Genomic DNA, 18227 nt, shown 5'->3' on the forward strand with positions numbered 1-18227 from the left:
GCAATATCATATGACAAAAGCGGAGAAAGGTGAGTGCCTAGTTTTCATGTTTTCATAAAAAATTGTTAAAAATGTGAAATGGAGTGATTTTTTTATAGTTTTTGGTCGCCATATTCAGTTGATTATGCTAGTATAAATAGGGTTGATATAGTAGTATAGAGACAGAATGAAAACTGAAAGAGGGTAAGAAGTATGTGTGGTTTTGTAGGATGTTTATGTGAAAACCCTAGAGAGTTTTCAGAAACAGAAAAACATCAATTTGAAAATATGAACACGATGATTTTCCACCGTGGTCCAGATGACGAAGGATATTTTCGTGATGAACATGTACAATTTGGCTTCCGCCGTTTAAGTATCATTGACTTAGAGGCAGGACATCAGCCGCTAACTTATGAAAATGATCGATATGTAATTATTTTTAATGGTGAAATTTACAACTATGTAGAATTACGTGAAATGTTACTTGAAAAAGGTGCAACGTTTGCAACGCAATCTGATACAGAAGTTATCATTGCATTGTATGCACATATGAAAGAAAAATGTGTAGACTACCTTCGTGGTATGTTTGCATTTATGATTTGGGATCGTGAAGAAAAGAAACTTTTCGGTGCACGTGACCACTTCGGTATTAAACCTTTATACATCGCACAACAAGGTGATACTACATTCTTCGCATCTGAGAAGAAAAGTATTATGCATGTGATGGAAGATAAAGGCGTTAATCCAACGTCACTACAACATTACTTTACGTACCAATATGGTCCAGAGCCAGAAACGTTAACAATTGATGTTAATAAAATCGAGCCTGGTCATTATTTCGTAAAAGAAATCGGTAAAGAGATGGAAATCCATCGCTACTGGAAACCTTATTTCAATGCTTCAAGTGCAACGAAAGAGGAGCATATCCAAGCGATTCGTGATGTGTTATATGATTCAGTAAAAGTGCATATGCGTAGTGATGTACCAGTAGGTTCATTCTTATCTGGTGGTATCGATTCATCTATCATCGCTTCTATCGCAAGAGAAATGAATCCAAATCTTTTAACATTCTCTGTTGGTTTTGAGCAACGTGGTTTCAGTGAAGTTGATGTTGCGAAAGAAACTGCTGAGAAATTAGGCGTTAAAAACCATAACGTATTCATTTCAGCGAAAGAATTTATGGATGAGTTCCCAAAAATCATTTGGCATATGGATGATCCTTTAGCTGATCCAGCAGCTGTACCATTGTACTTCGTTGCGAAAGAAGCACGTAAACATGTAACAGTTGTTCTTTCAGGTGAAGGCGCAGACGAGCTATTTGGTGGTTATAACATTTACCGTGAGCCAAACTCACTAAAAATGTTCTCTTACATTCCTAGCCCAGGTAAGAGCGTTCTAAAAGCATTAAGTGGTGCTCTTAAAGAAGGGTTTAAAGGTAAGAGCTTCCTAGAGCGTGGATGTACACCAATTGAAGAGCGTTACTATGGGAATGCTAAAATCTTCCGTGAAGAAGAAAAAGCTGAATTAATGAAGTATTACAATGAAAGTGTTAACTATATGGATATCACGAAACCATTGTATAATGAGATTAAAGATTATGATGATGTAAGTAAAATGCAGTACATTGACATGTTCACATGGTTACGCGGTGACATTTTATTAAAAGCTGATAAAATGACAATGGCAAACTCATTAGAACTTCGTGTACCGTTCTTAGATAAAGAAGTATTCGATGTTGCATCTAAAATTCCAACTGAATTTAAGATTGCTAACGGAACTACGAAAGCTATTTTACGTGAAGCAGCACGCGGAATCGTTCCAGATCACGTATTAGATCGTAAAAAACTTGGATTCCCAGTACCAATTCGTCACTGGTTAAAAGACGAAATGCATGATTGGGCTATAAATATTATAAACGAAAGTAAGACAGAGCATTTAATCGACAAACAGTATGTATTAAACTTACTGGAAGCACATTGTGCAGATAAAGGCGATTATAGCCGTAAAATTTGGACTGTACTTGCGTTTATGGTATGGCACCAAATTTATGTTGAGCATAAATACGATACGAATAAGTTCCATGAAGAAACAAAACGTGCGTATAGCTTAGTTTAAATAGAAAAACCTTAAGATCGCATACGGTCTTAAGGTTTTTTTCATAAATAGGAAGTATTATTGATACAATAATAGTAAAAGGATGGACAACATATGATTACGTTTGAGAAAGTTACTGTAGAAAATGAAAGCGTTGTTAAAGAAATGTTTAAATCGCATAGTTTAGGTGAGAAAAAGGTACAGTACTGTGTAAAAGTTGATGATACATATATTGGTGTAATAGATTATAGTGTACAAGAGGAACAGGCTGTTTTATCACAGCTAATTATTCATTTTGATTACCAAGGTTACGGTTATGGTACAAATACGTATTTTACATTTGAAGAAATGATGAAACAAAGAAATGTGAAAGAAATAAAAGTGCTACAAGAGAAATTAACAGAAAAGGCGAAGTCTTTCATAGAGAGTTTTGGTTTTGCTTCAGAAGATGAAGAGTATGTAAAGAAAATATAACGATGATTATTTATGCGATACAATAAACATAAGGCAGGTGGATGTATGACGATGACTTCTGGTCTTGTATTAATTGGAGGGTGCTTTATAGTAGCAGAATTATGTCATATAATCATTCGGAAAAGAATGAGTAAGAAAAAAAAGCCGTATGAATTACAATACGTCTCTGTCTTTTTCATTATGTTTTGTATGCTTAGTACATTACAAAATCTAATGAACTTTCCACCACTTTTAAATGTTTTTTTAAAGTTCGGTTTACTTTATAGTGGTGTTGGAATAGCACTTTTATTTATTTTATTTTGCATACGTTATGTTCACTATCAATCGTATATATTTATTTTAAATTGGTTAAAGCAAGATGATAGAAACCGCCTTACATAAGGCGGTTTTTTTATTTGCAATTGTAACAGAACTTGTACATTTCACATAAAATAGGACGAGTAGAAATGCAAACATATTACAAGAAAGGGGCGGGGCAATAAAATGAAACTTGTTATAGACGCAGGGCACGGTGGATATGATTCTGGTGCTGTTGGTAATGGTTTAGTAGAAAAAAACTTAACACTTCAAATTGCTAGACGCGTTCGAGACATTTTAACGGTAAATTACCCAATTACAATTAAAATGACACGTGATAGTGATGTGTTTATTTCTTTATCGGAACGTGCTAATATTGCTAATGCTTTCAGTGCGGATTATTTTATTTCATTTCATATTAATAGCGGCGGGGGTACAGGTTTTGAAAGTTATATTTATAATGCGTTATCCAATACCAGCACTGCATATGCAAAGCAACAAAAAATGCATACAGCTGTCAATCCTGTATTAACAAAATACGGTCTTCGTGATCGAGGAGCAAAAAAAGAAAATTATGCGGTATTAAGAGAAACCACAATGGATGCAATTTTAACTGAGACTGCTTTTATTGATACAGCGTTTGATGCAAATTTATTAAAAAATCCACAATTTATTGAAGATCTAAGTCAAGCGTATGCAAATGGAATAGCAGCTATTTTTGGAGTAGATCCAAATCCACAACCGACACCTCAAACGAAGGGAATCGCTTATATTCTTGGGAAAAATGTAAATTTAAGAAATGGTCCATCAACTTCTTCCTCAGTTATTCGTCAATTAAATTCTCCAGAATCTTACGTTGTATATCAGGAAAGTAACGGATGGCTAGATTTGGGGAATGGACAATGGGTGTATAATGATCCTTCTTACATTAATTTTGTAAAGACAAGCAACAGTGATGGAAGCCCGATTGGGGTTGCATATATACAAGGGATGAATGTAAATTTAAGAAGTGGTCCATCAACTACATCTGCAGTTATCCGCAAATTAAATTCTCCAGAATCTTATTTAGTATATATAAATGAAAATGGTTGGTTAAACCTTGGTGGAAATCAGTGGGTATATAATGACCCAGCATATATTAAATATACTCAATATTAGGAATTAAAATGATAATGCAATATGGATGCGTATTCTTGTTATGTATAACAAGAATACGCATTTTAATAACAACATTTATTTTCATACTTATGCACTATGTTTTAAAAAGAAACATTAGAAAAGCGGATAGAATCTAAATAGTATATATTAAAAAAGTTTTCTGATATACATTGACAATGTATGTAACATCCATTAATCTTTAATTGTTAATGATAATCGATTTCATCTAGGGAGGACATATGATACATACTAAAAAACTAATTATGTTCTGCATTACGATACTCATGGTTGTAATTGCAGGATGTAGTAAAGAAGAGAAAAAAGAAAATAATATATCAGCGAAAGCAAAAGATTCATATACGATAAAGCATGCAATGGGTGAAACGATAGTAAATGGTACACCTAAAAAAGTTGTTGTTTTAACAAATGAAGGCGCAGAGGCTCTCCTAGCTGTGGGCGTAACGCCAGTGGGGACTACGAAACCACGTGCTGGTGATGAATGGTATCCTCATATAGCGAAAGAGTTAAAAAACACGGAAGTTGTAGGAACTGAACGTGATATTAATTTAGAGGCTGTAATGAAGCTTAAGCCAGATTTAATTATCGGAAATAAAATGCGTCATGAAAAAATATATGATCAGCTAAAAGAAATCGCACCAACTGTTTATGCAGAAACATTACGCGGTGATTGGAAAAAAAACTTTACACTTTATACAAAAGCTGTAAATAAAGAAAAAGAAGGGCAGAAAGCTCTTGATGATTATAAAAAACGTATTGAAGGAATGAAAGAGAAGTTAGGCGATAATTTGAATTCTAAAGTTTCTATTATTCGTTTCGTACCAGGTGACGTTCGTATTTATCAAAAAAACTCATTCTCGGGCGTTGTTTTAAATGATATTGGATTTAAACGACCACCATTACAAGATAAAGATGATTTTGCGATAAAAGGAATTACAAAAGAGCAAATTCCAAATATGGACGGAGACTACTTATTCTATTTCACGTCTGATAAAGATGCAGATAAGAATAATGAAGGAAATTCGTTAGCAAAGGAATGGATAGAAGATCCACTCTTTAAGCAACTACAGGCTTCTAAAAATAATAAAGTATTCCAAGTAGACGAGGTAATCTGGAATACAGCAGGCGGTATTAAAGCTGCGAACCTTATGTTAGATGATATTGAAAAATATTTCCTTAAATAAATGATAAAATACATCACTTTTACGAAGTGATGTATTTTTTTGTTTGTGAAAATACAGAAAATTCCTTCTTTCAGGTTGTCATAAGTTGTACAATAAAATCAATCATGTGATAAAGGAGTGGGGAAGAATGAAAGCTACTCATAAAGATTGGATCTTGTTTAATGGGAGAATGATTAATACGAAGGAAGAACAGCCGATGGTCGCATTAGAAGAGCGAGGCTTCCAATTTGGTGATGGGATTTATGAAGTATTTAGACTATACGACGGCAAGCCTCATTTATTAGATTTACATTTGAAAAGATTCTTTAACTCTATGGCAGAAATAAAACTAATTCCACCATTTACGAAGGAAGAATTAGTAGAAGAGTTATATCAAATGATTGAAAAAAATCAATTTCAAGAAGATGGGAATGTATATTTACAAATATCAAGAGGTGCACAACCGCGCAATCATGTATATGAATCAGATTTACAACCGACATATTTTGCAAATCTTGTTTCGTTCCCAAGACCAGTTGCTTCAATGGAGGCAGGGATTAAGGTGACAGTAGAAGAGGACATCAGGTGGAAGTTTTGCCATATAAAATCTTTAAATTTGCTTCCTAATATCATGATCAAAAACAAAATAAATGAACAAGGTTATCAAGAAGCAATATTAGTACGAGATGGTATTGTGACTGAAGGATGTCATTCCAATTTCTTTATCGTGAAGAATAATAAGTTAATTACACATCCAGCGGATCATTTCATTTTACATGGTATTACACGTCACTACGTAATTACATTAGCGAAAGAGTTACATATCGATGTAGAGGAACGAGAGTTTTCATTACAAGAAGTATATGACGCTGAGGAGTGCTTCTTTACAGCGACGCCACTTGAAATATTCCCAGTCGTTCAAATTGGTGATGAACAGTTCGAGGCTGGTGAAAGAGGACCAATTACGAAAAAACTACAAGCTGCATACGAAGAGAGTATTCGTTTGTTTAAATTGACAAATTAATCATGAAGAAAAAAGCTGGTATTCTTCCGGCTTTTTTTCATGATATAATTCAAGCATAGGACAAGTTTTGAAAACGCTGTAAAAAGGGGATTTAATATATGAATTATGAAGATTTTAAAGAAGTAATTCACGGAAGACGAAGTGTTAGAAAGTTTACAGATCAAGAAGTATCTACTAATGATATAAAAGAAATAATTGATTGTGCTCGTTACGCACCGAGTGATACCAATTCACAAACGTGGGAATTCTTAGTTATCATGAATCGAGAGAAGATTAAAGAAATTGAACAAATGACATGGGATGCATTACATAAACTTGCGGCAAAAGCAGCAGAAAATGGAGAAGAGAAAGCAGGGAAATTACTTACACGTTCTTTCGGACCATATGCAACAGCTTTCTCGGAGGCACCAGTATTAATCGTATGTTTGGCAACACCATATGAATCAAAGTTCCGTGAAAAGATATTTGATCCAATTGCTTTTGTTCCAAATTCAGTTTGGGAAGAAGAAGGCATTAAGAGTAGTTGTTTAGCGGCACAAAACTTAATGTTAGCTGCACATGCAAAGGGGCTTGGTACTTGTCCAATGACAGGGCCAGTATTGCTAGCTCAAGATGAACTGCGCCAATATTTACAAATTGAGCTTGAAAAACAAATAAATATGGTTATTTCACTCGGATTTCCGAAAGATAAACCGAAGAAACTTCCAAGAAAAGAAGTAGATGAGATTACAACGTTTGTTTTTTAATTGCTGTATAGAAAAGACATTGAACTAACAATGTCTTTTTATTTTTGAGGGTATGTAATTCATATGTTGGGCTAAAATGATAGATAAGAGGAAATTACTATTTATTTCATAAAAAAAATTAATGTTCTATTAAGGAAAGTATGATACATTAATCGTGAGCAAGATTCTATTTGTTCATGAAAGTGTTGAAAGTAGTCTCAAAATTTAAAAGTTATTTTTGTATAATAAATTATAATGAAGTTACAGGGGGGATGAATTTTGAAAAAATTCATAATCACTGGATTGTCTGTATTGTTATTAGTTGGTTGCGGTGCTCCACAGGAAAAAGAGGACGCGCAATCAAAACAGGAAGAACAAGTTGTAAACGCAAGTGATGAGAATATGGTTGAATTTCCTGAAGGAGCAATGTCAATTGGAGAAGGGAAAGTAAAAGTTATTACTCCAGATGGTACTTCAGAAAACGGCAATATACCGACTGTATTCATCAAAAAGGATACGTTAATTCAGCAAGTTGAATTAGAACTTTCTAATTTTCAAAGTGATAAAGAAACATTCGTATTTGTAGATCAAATGTATACGGATAAACATCAAGTAACTAGTACAACGCAGACAACAGTGCAGTTAAAAGAAAAAACGCTGGAAACAGGTAGTCATACAATTACTGCAGTTCAGTATGAAAACAATGACCCGAAAGGAAAGGTTATTAGTTTTAATCAAGCAACATTTGAGACAAAACCAGCGTCTTAATATGAATAAAAAGTACATTACTCAAAAAGTAGTGTGCTTTTTTGTTTGGACTAGAGTGTGCAAGAGTGAATAACTTATTTCATTTTCTAATACGATTAAATAGGAAGTAATCACTTGTTACTACTATGACAGAGAAAGAGGTTGAAGATGTGAATCGGTGTATTCGTATCATTTTGATTAGCCTAATGATGGCAGTAATTTGGTTTACGATACAAGAGATGATTCAAGCTACGCTCAATTATCAAATTCATGACTTGTTAATAGGAGCTATTTGTTTTACCATTGTTTATCTATTATATGATAAACTCGGACTAAGGTAAGTTTCAGAAGAAAAATGTAGGTATTTCATTTAAAATGTCGAATAGTACACATGATGTCGTAATAACAAATTTTCTATTGTTTACTGTGAAACAGAAGAAGGAGAGATGGTGGTTATGAAACGAGCTCTTATTAATATTGATTATACATATGATTTTGTAGCGAAAAAAGGTGCTTTAACTTGCGGAAAACCAGGACAGGAAATTGAGAAGGAAATTGTACATATAACGAAGCAATATATTGAAAATGGAGATTACGTTGTCTTTGCTATTGATAAACATGAAGAAAATGATGTATATCATCCAGAATCAAAGTTATTCCCGTCTCATAATATAGCTGGTACAAGTGGAAGAGATTTGTTTGGTGAATTACAAGATGTGTACGAAACATATAAAAATGCAGAGAATGTATATTACATGGATAAAACACGGTATAGTGCATTTGCTGGAACGGATTTAGAGATGAAGCTAAGAGAAAGAGGAATTGAAGAGGTTCATCTTGTAGGGGTATGTACTGATATTTGTGTTCTTCATACAGCAGTAGATGCGTATAATAAAGGGTTTAAAATTGTTGTTTATGAAAAGGCAGTTGCATCTTTTAATGCGCAAGGACATGAATTTGCACTTGGACATTTTAAATCTTGTTTACATGCAGAAGTGAAATAAAAAAAAGGCCTTTAAAAAGGTCTCTTTTATTTGTCCTTGTTCATTGAAAACAGCTACCGCAACGCCTAATAAATTGAGTGGTCTTGATCCGACAACTTTTCTAAGTTCTTCAATATATCCCATTGTATGTAACCTCCGTAAGAAAAAATAAGAGCAAATAAACTATTCGTTATTATGTAAATATATTCCTCTTTATAAGGGGAGAGATGACATATAACTTATTTGTGTTATTTGGTAAAATATACATCAAAAAAGGTCAAACAAAATCTTTGACCTTTTTTGACCAAGTGTTATAATAAAGGCAGAAAGAGATAATCTTTCATTCATAAATAATAAGGAGGAAAAAATATGCGTAATTTATTTCCAGAGATAACAAAACGTCAAAATGGTATTTTTGATTTTGGGCCTTCTTTATTAGAAGGGATGACAGATGCTTTCTTTAAGCCACTGAACATGGATACTTTTAAAGTAGATGTTCATGAGCAATCTGATAAATATACTGTGAAAGCAGATTTACCAGGTTTTCAAAAAGAAAACATTCAAGTTGATTTTGAACAAGATGTATTAACGATTCAAGCAACTAACCATAATGAAGTAGAAGAAAAAAATGAGAATGGCACATATATTCGTAAAGAACGTTCTATAGGTTCTGTAACTCGACGCTTTAGTTTTAAACAAGTTGAGGCAGAAAATGTTAGAGCAAATTATAAAGATGGCGTACTGACAATAGAATTACCAAAATTGAAAGAAGAAAAAAACAGTAAGACAACAATTAACATCGAATAAAAGAGCTGATGATTTCAGCTCTTTTTTGTACTTAGTTAATAAATTAATTGAAATCTTAATGAGTAGAATAAAGTTGTAATATTAAAAAAATCACTATTAGCTCCCTTTAGATTATTAAAAAGGGTATATTTAAAGGGAAAGGAAAAAGAACACCTAGACATACTGTTTAAAGTGAATTAGTAATAGAGTCAAAATACATAGTAAGGGTAGTGGCATTTAAGATTAGGATAATAGATTTTTCTAGAACAAACTTAGGCGATTACGAATTTTTTAATTAGTAAGGAAGTGGTTAAATGAGCTTATTAACGCATACTGAAGAATTTTTTAATTATGTAAGAGAGTTTTTACTTTTAAGATTTTTACTATTTGCTTTAGTTTTAATCATTATTTCTTTTGTAATAAACCGTATTATTGATTGGTTTTTTAGGAAATCAAGCTTTTTTGATGAAGAGGTAGAGCAGACGATTCAAAGTGTAATTCGATCTATTTTTAGATATATCATTATCATCAGTCTTATCATATATTTAATTAGCCAATTTGTAGATATAAAAAGTATTATTGCAGGTGCAGGGATAGCTGGAGTTGTCATCGGTTTTGCTGCACAACAGATGCTAAAAGATGTTATATTAGGCTTTGCAAGATTAGCGGACAAAGAGTTTCGGGTTGGTGATTTTGTAACTTTTAACGGAACAAATTCAGGAACTATTGAAGAGATTAGTATTCGTTTTATGCAAATTCGTGAATGGTCAGGAAAACTACTTACCATCCCGCACGGAGAGATTAGAACGATACAAAATTTTAATAAAGGATGGATGCGTGTAATTGAACGCATCACGGTAAGTTATCAGGAAGATCCAACAAGAGTGAAGGAATTATTAGAAGAAGTATGTGTTATATGCAATGAAAAATTGAATCAAACTCTTTATAGAGTAGAGGATGAGGCTGTTGAACCATTTAAATACGTCGGTGTTACAGACTTAAATCCTAACTTGAAATATGTTGGGTATGAATTTTGTATTACAGGTTTAATAAAGCCAGAAGATTATTTTGAAACTTCTAGACAAGTAAGATTTGAATTAATGTCTATGTTCCATAAAAATCAAGTGCAAATGCCAGCAGCGAATATGGTTGTTACTACTGAAGGCTTACAGCATATCCATGGTGGACAATCTTTATCGGACAGCTAAAGTAGAATCATTTGTTAACAAAAATTTTGCTTCCAACATTGGATAGAATAACAATAATAAAATGATTGATATAAAGAAAGGGCTGAAGGAATTCGGTTCTTTTTTTATTTATAGAATTTAGAAATTTCTTAATGTTATAATTGTAGTTGGTGATGAGAATGAGCTTTGAAGAAAAAGAGATGCATCGTTTAGAAGCATTAAAAGAAATTGCTGAATTATTAAATGAAGCAACAAACTTACAGGATATGTTAGAAAAAGTGTTGCATACATTGTTACAAGTTATGAATTTACAAACAGGGTGGATATTCTTTATTGATGAAAATGGAAAGCACAGCATGCTTGTAGACGAAAATTTACCAGAGGCTCTTACGTGGCAAGAGAAGAAGCCGATGTGTGAAGGAAACTGTTGGTGTGTAGAACGTTTTGTGAATGGGAGATTGGAAAAAGCGACTAATATTATTGAATGTAAGCGAATAGAAGATGCAATTGAATGTAATTGGGGAGAGACAGAAGATGTTACACATCATGCGACAATTCCGCTTAGGTCTGGATTGGAAAAATTCGGTCTACTAAATGTGGCTGCACCTCACAAGACTCATTTTTCAGAGGAAGAGTTAGCGTTATTAGAATCAATTGCATTTCAAATTGGAACGACAATACAACGTATTCAATTAGTTGAGAAAGAACGTAAATATGTAGTGGTAGCGGAAAGAAATCGACTTGCACGTGATTTACATGATTCAGTAAAACAATTGTTATTTTCTATTATGCTAACAGCGAAAGGTACTCTGAATATGACGCAAGATAGAGAATTGCAAGAGATGTTAAGTTATATTGGAGAATTATCACAAGAAGCATTACAAGAGATGACGCTATTAATTTGGCAATTAAGACCTGAAGGATTAGAGAAAGGATTAGCAGAAGCAATTCAAAATTACGGGAAGTTATTAGGAGTTCAAGTGGAAGTTCGAATTGATGGGATGGTTTTAATTGGGGATGAAATAGAAGAAGTTTTATGGCGTATTAGCCAAGAGGCGTTACATAATTGTAAAAAGCATGCTTCGTGTGAAAAGGTACATGTTCTTTTAAAAATAGAAAATAACCAGTTACATTTTTACATAGAAGACAATGGAATAGGATTTATACAAGAACAAGTAAGGGAATCAGCACTTGGTCTGAAAAGTATGAAGGAACGTATTCAGTTAATGAAGGGATCGTTTCAAATTACAACAGAGCTGAAAAAGGGTACAAAAATAGAAATTCAATTGCCGATTTGAAGGGGAGAATAAGGTTGAAGATTAAACTGCTACTAGTTGAGGATCATCATATCGTTCGAAGAGGACTTGTATTCTTTTTGAAAACGAGAGAAGAATTTGAAATTATTGGGGAAGCGGAAAATGGCGAAGAGGCATTACATTTCGTGCAAAAAGAAAAACCGGATGTCGTACTAATGGATGTATCGATGCCGAAAATGGATGGAATTGAGGCAACAAAACGTCTAAAGCAATACGATGAGACGATAAAGGTACTTATATTAAGTAGTTTTTCAGAGCAAGATTATGTTATACCAGCACTTGAAGCTGGAGCAGATGGTTATCAATTAAAAGAAGTACAACCTGAACAACTTGTCGCTTCTATTATTGCAGTATATCAAGGAAATGCGAATTTTCACCCGAAAGTAACACCTGCATTAATAGGGCGTTCCGCAGTAAAGAAGGAAATAGAAAATCCTTTTTCAATGTTAACGAAAAGAGAGCAAGAGGTACTTCGCGAAATTGCGAAAGGAAGAAGCAACAAGGAGATTGCAGCAGAACTTTATATTACAGAACAAACTGTGAAAACACACGTTTCAAACGTTTTAGCTAAATTGGAAGTGGACGATCGTACGCAAGCCGCATTATACGCAGTTAAACATGGGGAGAATTATTCATAAGTATGAATAATTCTATTATATCGTATGACAGAATACATAGGAGCAATTAAATTTATAGTAATCCCTAATATAGGTTTTTCTTCTTTCAATAATTAGGTACAATAAAGTGAAACTCTAATCAGTGGGGGACCATCCCCACTGATGATTAGTTTAACTAATCGGTTTTTACAGGATAAAGCTACGATGGAAGGGGAGGATATGCTATGCCTGATACAAGAAGTGGGATTGGAAAGATTCAGGCTTCGTTAAATGGTTTATCACCGAAATTGCGAAGTATTGCCGAACATATTTTGAAACATCCACAAGATGTTGTACATAAATCTATTACAGAATTAGCTGAAGTTACGAGTAGTTCCGAAGCTACGATATTCCGCTTATGTAAACACCTTGGTTTGCAAGGTTTTCAAGATTTAAAGATTACATTAGCTCGTGAAATTGTACATACACCGATGCAAAATATTCATGAAGAGGTATCAGCAGAAGATAGTATGGTAACTGTTGCTAAAAAAGTTTTTCATTCGCATATTACAGGACTGCAAGATACTTTACATTTGCTAAATGAAACGGCACTTGAGCAGGCTGTACGAGCCTTGCAAGAAGCAAGTCGAATTGAGTTTTATGGAAATGGTGGCTCTGGTATTATTGCAATGGATGCGTATCATAAGTTTATGAGAACGGGTATTTCTTGTATCGCTCATACTGATTCGCATTTTCAAATTATGGGAGCAGGTTTACTCTCAAAAAACTCAGTTGTTATTGGTATTTCTCATTCTGGTAGCAATAAAGGATTACTTGAAGCATTAGAAGTAGCGAAAGCAAGAGGGGCCAAAATTATTGCGATTACGAGCTATAAGAAATCAGCATTAAGTCAACTTGCTGATATAACGTTATATACATCAACACGTGAGACTGAATTCCGCACAGAAGCAAGTTCATCCAGATTAGCACAGTTAAGCTTATTAGATACTTTGTATGTAGGGTTGTCGTTGCAGCGACAAGAGGAAACTCTAAAAAATTTACAAAGTATACGTGAAACGATTTCGATGAAGCGAATATAAAAAAGCTCTTCAAATGAAGAGCTTTCAGACTGTAGACAAACTATTTTTGGAGAGTTCAAATGCTAAAAGTAGTTTGTCTCTTAATCTATAGATAATTTATCCAATGGCATTTATATGTAGTGCTTTCTATACTACAATTTACTATAAGTGAGGAAGGTGTCTTATGAAAATATCTGTTTATGTTGCAAGTGCATTTAGCAAGGATCATAAAGGCGGAAATAAAGCAGGAGTGGTATTTATTGAGGATACATTGACCACTACTCAAAAAATGGAAATAGCCAAACAACTGGGCTATGCGGAAACCGCATTTATATCAGAATCTGAACTTGCTGATTATAAATTTGAGTATTTTACACCGAAAGAAGAAGTTGATTTATGTGGTCATGCCACAATTGGCTCTTTCGCGATACTAATGCATTTAAATAAACTTTTCAGGAATCGCTATACGATTGAAACGAACAGCGGTGTTCTTACTATTACTATAAAAGAAGACATTATATTCATGGAACAAAATAAACCGATATTCTATGATGTTGTATCTCCAAACGAGTTCACCGACTGTTTTGATAGTAAAGATATAGACAATAAATACCCAATTCAAATTGTCTCCACGGGCTTAAAAGATATTTTAATTCCTATAAAAAGCGAAACACAATTACATGCACTGCAACCTAATTTTGAAAAAATTAAAGAAATCAGCAAGTATTATAATGTTGTCGGGATGCATCTATATACTTTTAATGACAATCGAATTATATGCAGAAATTTTGCTCCGCTATACGACATCAATGAAGAAGCAGCGACTGGAACTTCGAACGGTGCATTAGCTTGCTATCTTTATGAACAGGACTACTTGAAAAAAGAAGTCTATGTATTTGAACAAGGGTATTCTTTACACTCGCCTTCTGAAATATTAGTTAAATTAGCAACCAATAGCAAAAATAAAATAGAAAAAGTTTATGTTGGTGGCAAAGGATATTACTGTGAAACTAAGTGTTTACATGTAGAAAATATTGAGTGAAGAGCTTTTTTATCGGTGAGAAGTTTGTTAATTTATTTTGTTTTAGAAATATGTGACTTACTTATAGTCAATGATAAACTCTCATTTTTAAAAATTTAAAATAAAGACCGATTTGTGTAATAATTCAAATATTGTTCATAATTTCACAAGCTGTTTATGAAGTGTCATGTTATGATGAAGATGTAATGATGATTGAACACTTAAATTTGGTACAATAACTAGCCAAAGTAGTGAAGAAAGTAGTTGTGAGATAAACTCATTAAAATGCTAAAACACTAAAGGGGAGATCACATATGAAAGCAGTAGTGGTTAATAAAAACAGCAAAGCAAACATCGAAGTGATTGAAAAAGAATTACGTCCGTTACACTCAGGTGAAGCGTTAGTAGATGTAGAGTATTGTGGAGTTTGCCACACTGATTTACACGTTGCAAATCATGATTTTGGTAACACTGATGGCCGTATTCTTGGTCATGAGGGTGTAGGTATTGTTACGAAAATAGCTGATGATGTTACTTCACTAAAGATAGGTGACCGTGTAAGCATTGCATGGATGTTCCAATCTTGTGGACGTTGTGAATATTGCGTAACTGGTAGAGAAACATTTTGCCGTGAAGTTAAAAATGCTGGTTATTCAGTGGATGGTGGTATGGCTGAACAATGTATCGTTACAGCTGATTATACGGTAAAAGTACCAGAAGGATTAGATCCTGCTCAAGCATCATCAATTACTTGTGCTGGTGTAACTACATATAAAGCTATTAAAGTATCAGATATTAAACCTAGTCAACCTATTGTAATCTATGGCTGCGGTGGATTAGGTAACTTAGCTATCCAATATGCTAAAAATGTATTTGGTGCAAAGGTAATCGCAGTAGACATTAATGATGACAAATTAGCCTTAGCAAAAGAAGTTGGTGCTGATATGACTATCAATCCAATTTCTCAAGGTCCTGCTGATAAAATTGTGCAAGAGGAGTTTGGTGGCGCTTATGCTGCGGTAGTAACAGCAGTCTCTAAAGTAGCCTTTAACTCAGCAGTTGATGCAGTACGTGCTTGCGGTAAAGTAGTTGCAGTAGGGCTACCAGTAGAAACAATGGACTTAAACATCCCACGACTTGTACTGGATGGAATTGAAGTAGTTGGTTCTCTAGTTGGTACTCGTAAAGATTTGGAAGAGGCGTTTATGTTCGGGGCAGAAGGAAAAGTAGTGCCGGTTGTTCAAACTTGTTCTCTAGATAAAGTACAAAATGTATTCGAAGAAATGGAACAAGGTAGAATTCAAGGGCGTATGGTAATTGATTTTAAAAAACATAATAATTGTGATTGCAAATAATTCACTTTAAATATAAAAAGCATGAGTCTAGCAAATACATGTAAAAAAGTTAGACAGCATAAGAAGATGATCCCTGTATTTAATAGGAATCATCTTCTTTATTTTCTAATAATATCAATGCAAATTCATACTTGATTAATGAGAAATGATTAAAGGTTTACTTTATTTGCAAACGAAAAAGAATCTTTATGTTTAACAAATTTTTTATGATCTGGAACGTTTTGAATTGCTACAATTTGCGAATCTCTTGCTTTCAGTGAATCTTGAATCCCGATGGTCATAAGCTTAATAAATAGAATCGTAATAAAGAATGAAGCGAGAGTATAAAAAATAATCCACCATGAAAGATTCATTTCATTACGATTTAATCCAATAAGGCCTGCCCAATCATTAGATAGAGAAACAGGTTTGAGCACTCCGTCATAGAGTTCACGCATTTGTATGCCGCCAATTACAATGTTAAGCAACGCTAAATGGATAACGAGTATGAGTGTTTGGACGATATGTTCCATAAATAATACAAATAAGCGGCCAAGTAATAAGACTCGTAAGTGTTTTTTAATAATATGAAAACGACTAGCCCCCAGTAATTGTGAACTTAAGATGTAATCTTGTTTCATAAATTCATCAACCTCTGAGGATATGTATAAAGAAAGTGTAGGCAGAGCGACAAAAATAAGTACGAGTACTTGATAAAACGTAAATGAAATATTTGGATCTACCCCATCAGCATTTGATGTAATTATAATATTAACGGGCGTGATGAGTATGAATGCGATAAATAGAGTTGGAATATAATAAAAAACTTCTGAGCATGACTGGAAAAATCTCTTGAGTTTTGGAGCAAATAAACTTAAGAGGATTCCTATACATGTTCCGCATAAAATTCGAAAGAAGCTAATTGCCACGGCTAATAAAATAGTGAATTTTGCTCCTTCTACAATTTGTAAGAAAACAGACTCTCCAAAACGATCAGATCCAAAAGGTGGAATTAACGATGGCGGAAAGGGGGCCTTTCCAAGTAATTCGTTATTGTCATTGTAAAGTAACTGAGGAGGTTTTGGGATGTTATCTTTAAAGAACCAACTATAAATAAAACTAGCTGAAATAAGTATGAATAGATAAGCAAAGCCGATTAAAAAGCGTTTTGATTTCCAAATAGATTTCATAATGATACTCCTTTCAATTGCTTTTTCCATCTATTCATCATGAATGAGGCTATTTGGAAAATGGCGTAAAATGGTAAAATTATCATAACAAGTATGATAAATGCAGCTGGAGGTGAAACAAACGCCTTATTAAATAAAAATTGAATAATGCCTTCCATATTAAAAACAAATTCTAAAATGAATAAATTAGAAAGTAAGAAAACAAAAATTGTTTTTAAATGGTGGAAGAAGTGGATAGATATATTTTTGAATAAATGGATGCATAGTATATAACTTGAGGTAAGGCCTTTTCCATATGCAACCTCTACGTAATGTTTTCCTTGCTCTTCTTTTATGTATAACACCATCATCCGAAACATTTGTAATGTAGGTAAGACAGCTAATGATAAAATAGGGAGTAAATAAGCTCGATTTTCATTAAAAGAAATAATAGTGACAGGAGATTCCCCAAATTTCTGAAGTACCCATATGAAAAATATTTGCAAACAAATCATCATCATCATATCAGGGACAGCTTCTAATATGAACACAATTCGGTTTATCCATTTTTTTATATAATCTTTTGCTAAAAAATAAAAAAATGCCATGCTAGATGATAAAAAGAGAGCAAGAAAAAAGGCTGAAAATAATATAGTAAATGAATATAGGTAAGGTTCTAAAACAGTTGGAAATAATGGTGTTTTTTTGAAATGGCCAAACTTCGGGTCTGATCCTATAATCACTAATGATTCAGGGGAAAAAACCTGTTTTAACATAGTAACGGTCTGATTAAAAAAATAAATTGGTTGAAAGGTAAATCCTTGTTGGGTGATAAATAAATAAGGTAAATTTAATAATAGTAAGAGTGATAAAAGAATTGATGAAAGCTTAATTGTGAATTGAGATATTTTATTTAACATTAAATCCCTCCGACATCTTTTTACAACATTATACAATAAATTCCGTGTTATTGTTTTTATTTTTCTGAAAAATAAAAATACTTTTTGGTTTTATAGTATGCAAGATATATTTACAAGATAAAAAAGGGTTAGTAGGGGGCCGCGCTCTATGTTTATC

At 33.3% G+C, this 18227-nt stretch carries 20 protein-coding genes; 17 read left to right on the forward strand and 3 right to left on the reverse strand.

The genetic code is table 11. From position 1 onward, the window contains the following. The first annotated feature begins 192 nt into the window (after positions 1-192). The 10 genes from asnB to AC0OM3_RS23690 all read left to right on the forward strand — a co-directional run bounded on the left by asnB (position 193) and on the right by AC0OM3_RS23690 (position 8683). On the forward strand, positions 193-2094 hold the full coding sequence (gene asnB / locus AC0OM3_RS23645) for an asparagine synthase (glutamine-hydrolyzing) (protein ID WP_000333816.1): 1902 nt from the start codon (positions 193-195) through the stop codon (positions 2092-2094). Between the two features lie 93 nt (positions 2095-2187). After that, positions 2188-2547: a GNAT family N-acetyltransferase gene (locus AC0OM3_RS23650; protein WP_000627518.1), complete on the forward strand. Its 360-nt coding sequence runs from the start codon at positions 2188-2190 to the stop codon at positions 2545-2547. A 51-nt stretch (positions 2548-2598) separates the two neighbouring features. Next, a complete protein-coding gene (locus tag AC0OM3_RS23655) occupies positions 2599-2928 on the forward strand; it encodes a hypothetical protein (protein WP_000200462.1) in 330 nt (109 codons plus the stop codon). 102 nt (positions 2929-3030) lie between these two features. Beyond that, positions 3031-4002 (forward strand): N-acetylmuramoyl-L-alanine amidase, encoded by a 972-nt coding sequence (locus AC0OM3_RS23660; RefSeq protein ID WP_000779898.1) that lies wholly within the window; start codon positions 3031-3033, stop codon positions 4000-4002. A 239-nt stretch (positions 4003-4241) separates the two neighbouring features. Beyond that, positions 4242-5204, forward strand: a complete 963-nt coding sequence (locus AC0OM3_RS23665; protein WP_474213124.1) for an ABC transporter substrate-binding protein — start codon at positions 4242-4244, stop codon at positions 5202-5204. A gap of 127 nt (positions 5205-5331) precedes the next feature. Beyond that, the gene (gene dat, locus AC0OM3_RS23670) at positions 5332-6207 is read left to right on the forward strand and encodes a D-amino-acid transaminase (protein WP_474213125.1); all 876 of its coding nucleotides are present in this window, start codon (positions 5332-5334) and stop codon (positions 6205-6207) included. 98 nt (positions 6208-6305) lie between these two features. Further along, positions 6306-6953 carry a nitroreductase family protein gene (locus AC0OM3_RS23675; protein WP_001105286.1) on the forward strand — a complete coding sequence of 216 codons (648 nt, stop codon included), beginning with the start codon at positions 6306-6308 and terminating at the stop codon, positions 6951-6953. 258 nt (positions 6954-7211) lie between these two features. Continuing rightward, a complete protein-coding gene (locus AC0OM3_RS23680) occupies positions 7212-7700 on the forward strand; it encodes a putative periplasmic lipoprotein (RefSeq protein ID WP_000713492.1) in 489 nt (162 codons plus the stop codon). A 125-nt stretch (positions 7701-7825) separates the two neighbouring features. Beyond that, a complete protein-coding gene (locus AC0OM3_RS23685) occupies positions 7826-8020 on the forward strand; it encodes a hypothetical protein (protein WP_000136532.1) in 195 nt (64 codons plus the stop codon). Between the two features lie 114 nt (positions 8021-8134). After that, positions 8135-8683: a cysteine hydrolase family protein gene (locus AC0OM3_RS23690; RefSeq protein ID WP_000816794.1), complete on the forward strand. Its 549-nt coding sequence runs from the start codon at positions 8135-8137 to the stop codon at positions 8681-8683. Here AC0OM3_RS23690 and AC0OM3_RS23695 read toward each other — a convergent pair. Next, a complete protein-coding gene (locus AC0OM3_RS23695) occupies positions 8663-8806 on the reverse strand; it encodes a hypothetical protein (RefSeq protein ID WP_002163998.1) in 144 nt (47 codons plus the stop codon). The genes AC0OM3_RS23690 and AC0OM3_RS23695 overlap by 21 nt on opposite strands. 225 nt (positions 8807-9031) lie before the next feature. Here AC0OM3_RS23695 and AC0OM3_RS23700 point away from each other — a divergent pair, with 225 nt between their 5' ends. The 7 genes from AC0OM3_RS23700 to adhP all read left to right on the forward strand — a co-directional run bounded on the left by AC0OM3_RS23700 (position 9032) and on the right by adhP (position 16002). Next, positions 9032-9469, forward strand: coding sequence for an Hsp20/alpha crystallin family protein (locus tag AC0OM3_RS23700; protein ID WP_001245051.1), 438 nt, complete (start codon positions 9032-9034; stop codon positions 9467-9469). Between the two features lie 293 nt (positions 9470-9762). Further along, positions 9763-10656 carry a mechanosensitive ion channel family protein gene (locus tag AC0OM3_RS23705; protein WP_000055370.1) on the forward strand — a complete coding sequence of 298 codons (894 nt, stop codon included), beginning with the start codon at positions 9763-9765 and terminating at the stop codon, positions 10654-10656. Between the two features lie 158 nt (positions 10657-10814). Then, positions 10815-11933 carry a two-component system sensor histidine kinase CasK gene (gene casK, locus AC0OM3_RS23710; RefSeq protein ID WP_000007230.1) on the forward strand — a complete coding sequence of 373 codons (1119 nt, stop codon included), beginning with the start codon at positions 10815-10817 and terminating at the stop codon, positions 11931-11933. Positions 11934-11947: 14 nt separating this feature from the next. Continuing rightward, positions 11948-12589 carry a two-component system response regulator CasR gene (casR, locus tag AC0OM3_RS23715; protein WP_000694627.1) on the forward strand — a complete coding sequence of 214 codons (642 nt, stop codon included), beginning with the start codon at positions 11948-11950 and terminating at the stop codon, positions 12587-12589. A 203-nt stretch (positions 12590-12792) separates the two neighbouring features. Next, positions 12793-13647, forward strand: a complete 855-nt coding sequence (locus tag AC0OM3_RS23720) for a MurR/RpiR family transcriptional regulator (protein ID WP_001113484.1) — start codon at positions 12793-12795, stop codon at positions 13645-13647. A 163-nt stretch (positions 13648-13810) separates the two neighbouring features. Beyond that, positions 13811-14668: a PhzF family phenazine biosynthesis protein gene (locus AC0OM3_RS23725; RefSeq protein WP_474213126.1), complete on the forward strand. Its 858-nt coding sequence runs from the start codon at positions 13811-13813 to the stop codon at positions 14666-14668. A gap of 293 nt (positions 14669-14961) precedes the next feature. Continuing rightward, entirely contained in the window at positions 14962-16002 is a 1041-nt protein-coding gene (gene adhP, locus AC0OM3_RS23730) for an alcohol dehydrogenase AdhP (RefSeq protein WP_046946346.1), read from the forward strand. A gap of 149 nt (positions 16003-16151) precedes the next feature. Here the strand turns inward: adhP and AC0OM3_RS23735 are convergent, their stop codons facing one another. Then, complete coding sequence (locus AC0OM3_RS23735; protein WP_474213127.1) at positions 16152-17171, reverse strand: ABC transporter permease; 1020 nt, start codon at positions 17169-17171, stop codon at positions 16152-16154. After that, positions 17168-18070 (reverse strand): ABC transporter permease subunit, encoded by a 903-nt coding sequence (locus AC0OM3_RS23740; protein ID WP_046946344.1) that lies wholly within the window; start codon positions 18068-18070, stop codon positions 17168-17170. Before AC0OM3_RS23740 ends, AC0OM3_RS23735 begins: the two co-directional genes overlap by 4 nt. Positions 18071-18227 lie beyond the last annotated feature (157 nt).

The sequence above is a fragment of the Bacillus sp. FAU20 genome (genome assembly GCF_056033865.1).